General features: G+C 68.5%; 4 protein-coding genes. 3 read left to right on the top strand and 1 reads right to left on the bottom strand.

What is annotated here, in order from left to right:
- Positions 1 to 5 precede the first annotated feature (5 nt).
- Positions 6 to 338: a putative quinol monooxygenase gene (locus ACZ42A_RS38900; RefSeq protein ID WP_468532113.1), complete on the bottom strand. Its 333-nt coding sequence runs from the start codon at positions 336 to 338 to the stop codon at positions 6 to 8.
- A 261-nt stretch (positions 339 to 599) separates the two neighbouring features.
- Between ACZ42A_RS38900 and ACZ42A_RS38905 the strand changes: the two genes are divergently transcribed.
- The 3 genes from ACZ42A_RS38905 to ACZ42A_RS38915 all read left to right on the top strand — a co-directional run.
- On the top strand, positions 600 to 1634 hold the full coding sequence (locus tag ACZ42A_RS38905; protein ID WP_468532114.1) for an NAD(P)-dependent alcohol dehydrogenase: 1035 nt from the start codon (positions 600 to 602) through the stop codon (positions 1632 to 1634).
- A 17-nt stretch (positions 1635 to 1651) separates the two neighbouring features.
- Complete coding sequence (locus ACZ42A_RS38910; RefSeq protein WP_468532115.1) at positions 1652 to 2491, top strand: MIP/aquaporin family protein; 840 nt, start codon at positions 1652 to 1654, stop codon at positions 2489 to 2491.
- Between the two features lie 172 nt (positions 2492 to 2663).
- Positions 2664 to 3461 (top strand): IclR family transcriptional regulator (locus ACZ42A_RS38915; protein WP_468532116.1); only part of this gene is annotated, 798 nt, incomplete at its 3' end.

A 3461-nucleotide genomic window follows, 5' to 3' on the forward strand; every position in this document is an offset into this window, starting at 1 on the left:
AGTCCCTAGTCCTGCTCCGCGACGGCCATCTCGCCCAGGAGAGACCAGTCGTCCTGCGGAACCGTCATGTTCACGATGCGAGGTGTCTCGACCAGGTGGCGCGGCAGCGTCTCCTGCGCGGCCCTGAAGTGCGCGGACTGCACATGAGCGGCACCCGCCTCGTCATCGCGGAAGGCCTCGACCAGGACGTACTCCGTCGGGTCCGCCACGCTTCGCGACCATTCGAACCACAGGCAGCCGGGCTCCCTGCGCGTGGCCTCGGTGAAATCGGCGGCGATCTCTGGCCACCGATCGGCATCGGCGGGCAGAACGCGGAACTTGGCGGTAATGAAGATCATCGGACTCTCTCTCCGCTACGTGCGTGCTTTACAGGCCCGTTCCTCGCGCCGGGCCCCGTGGCGACAAGATCGTACGACGCCGGCCGACCCTCGCAGCTCCCCACCTGCCCGATAAATAACCTATCGACACTTCCGCGGTGATGTATCTGTTTTCTCGACAGGTGGAAATCTTCCAGATGCAGTCCCGTTGACCATGTGGCCGAAAAAGAATGACCATCTCCTCGCACCGCTTACGGGATTCAGACACAAGGAGTGTGCGAAATGAAGGCAGTGCGTGTGCACGGATATCACGGACGGCCCATTGTCGAAGAGGTGCCGGAGCCCCGGATCACTTCACCGCAGGATGTGATCGTGGAGATCGGTGGGGCCGGTCTGTGCAGAACCGACCTCCATGTCATCGAGGGCCAGTGGCAGGAAAAGTCCCAGGTGTCGCTGCCGTACACGTTGGGCCACGAGAACGCCGGATGGGTGCGGGAGGTCGGTTCCGGAGTCTCCCACCTGGCAGTCGGTGATCCTGTGATCCTCCATCCGCTGATGACCTGCGGCCTGTGCCGCGCGTGCCGAACGGGGGATGACGTGCACTGTGCGAACAGCGCCTTCCCGGGCATCGACTGCGACGGTGGCATGGCGGAGTTCATGCGCACCAACGCGCGTTCGTGCGTGAAGCTCGACCCCGGTCTCCGGCCCGCCGACGTGGCAGCCCTGGCCGACGCCGGTCTCACCGCCTATCACGCCGTACGGAAGGCGGTGCCGCTGCTGTATCCCGGTGCATTCGTCGTCGCCATCGGCGCCGGGGGCCTCGGGCACATCGGCATCCAGGCCCTGGTGGCCCTCACCGCGGCCGAGATCGTCGTCGTGGACACCTCCGAAGCGGCCCTGGAACTTGCCAAGAGCCTGGGTGCGCACCACACCGTGCGCGCCGACAGCGACCCGGTGATCGCGGTGCAGGAGATCACCGCAGGTCGAGGAGCACATGTCGTCATCGACTTCGTGGGTGAGCGAGGCACCGAGGCCCAGGGCGTCGCCATGCTCCGCAGGGCTGGCTCCTACTTCGTCGTCGGATACGGCGGACACGTCCACGTGCCGACCATCGACATCATCTCGAACGAGATCAACGTCATCGGGAACCTCGTCGGCAGCTACAACGACCTTGACGAACTCATGACGCTCGCCGCCCATGGCAAGGTGCGGCTGCACACCACGACGTATTCGCTCGATGCCGTGAACGACGCCATGGACGACCTCGAGGGGGGACGGCTGCAGGGCCGCGGAATCCTCATGCCCGGCGCTCGGTGACATCCCCTCCGCACCCCGTGCGGCGCCCGCTCCGGGAGGTCGCGCACCGGCCCGGCTGGCGGGCCCGGAAAACGCCGAACGCCACACATCGTAAAGGGGTTGAGGTCGGGCCGCTGGCTCCGGCGAAAGTCATGAAAGAAAACACTTATCTCCAACGGCTGCTCGCCGAATTTCTCGGCACTGCTTTTCTTGTCTTCCTCGGGGTGGGCTCGATTCCTGCCACCCTCATGCTGCAGAAGACCGGGAAGACCAGTTTCACGATGGCGGACCTGGGCGTGATCGCATTCGCTTTCGCCATGGTCGTGGTGGCCGCCGTCTTCGCGATAAGCCATGTGTCGGGCTGCCACATCAATCCAGTCGTCACCCTCGCCCTGGCCGCGACGGGCAGAATCCCCCGGCGCGAGGTGGCGGGCTACGTCCTGTCCCAGTGCGCGGGAGCGGTGGCAGGCGCGGGCGCCATCGTCGCCGTGCTCGGCGCCCGTGCGGTGCACCTGGGCCTCGGTGTCGCCTCCTATACATCTCCGACCTCCGCCTCCCAGGCGTTCTTCGCGGAGGCGCTGGGCACCTTCATCCTCGTCTTCGTGGTGTTCGGAGTCGTCGACCAGCGGGCCCCGGGCGGCTTCGCCGGCCTGCCCATCGGCTTCGCGGTCTTCGCCATCGCCGTCGCCGTGGGTCCAGTCACGGGGGCGGCGCTCAATCCGGCACGCACCCTCGGACCCATGCTGGTGTCCGGCCCGGCCGGGGGGCCGGTTGACTGGTCCCAGTTGCCCGTGTACCTCGGGGCCCAGGTGCTGGGGGGCCTGCTGGCCGGTCAGGTCTACACGGCTATGAACCGGTTGCGTACCATCGCCGCATGACCGTCGCGCGACAGGCAGACCTCGGCCGTCCGGGGCGACCGAGCCGTCCGGCCCGGCAGAGCGCCGGCGCCGCCCCGATGCGGCCGGTTCCGAGGCCTCATCCGCCTGGAGCCGACCGCCCGGGTGACGGTGTGGCGACACGGCTCACTTCCCGAAGCCGCACAGGAGACGCATGATCCACGGCAACGAGACGCACGCCGCCGGCGCGGCAGACCTGCTCGGATCGGTCCGGCGGGCACTGAGGGTGCTCGAGGCGGTCGCCGCCGGCGGTGACGGCATCACCGCGAAGGCCGTCGCCCGGCGCGCGGGCCTCACCCTCCCGACGACGTACCGTCTGCTGAACACCCTGGTGCACGACGGCTACCTGGTGAGGCTGAACCAGTCCCGCGGTTACGGCCTGGGGTACAAGCTCACCGGGCTGCACCGGCGCCTGTGCCAGCAGCTGGAGGTGACCCCCGGCCTGCTGGGCGTGCTCCACCAGGTTCACGACGAGTGCGCGGCCGCCGCGTACTACACCGTCTTCCGGGACGAGGAGATCGTCGTCGCCGAGGTCGTGGACTCCCCTTCGGCGCCCCGGGCCGAGCCGCTCGACGTCGGCTTCCACCAGGCCCCGCACGCCACGGCCTTCGGCAAGGTCATGCTGTCGTCGCTGCCGGCCGCGCGGCGCCGTGACTACCTGCGGCAACAGGGGCTGGTGCGGCTCACCGAGCGCACCATCACCGCGCCCGACGTCCTGGAGGGACATCTCGAGCGGGTCCATGCCTCCGGCGTGGCGGTCGAGGTGGGGGAGTTCCAGGGCGGCCTGTCCTGCCTCGCCGCCCCCGTTTTGGACGCGGACGGTAGGGTCGCGGGAGCCGTGGCCACCTCCGTCCCCGCGGAGCTGTTCGAACAGCGGCAGCCGCAGCTGGAGGACGCGGTACGCGTCGGCGCCGCCCGCGTCTCACGCCTGATCGCCGCCACCGTGTCGCCC

Source organism: Streptomyces sp. NPDC030838, from assembly GCF_055572035.1.

Coding starts and splice junctions, on each gene's coding strand:
- ACZ42A_RS38900 (WP_468532113.1), bottom strand. CDS start 338: ATGATCTTCATTACCGCCAAGTTCCGCGTTCTGCCCGCCGATGCCGAT.
- ACZ42A_RS38905 (WP_468532114.1), top strand. CDS start 600: ATGAAGGCAGTGCGTGTGCACGGATATCACGGACGGCCCATTGTCGAA.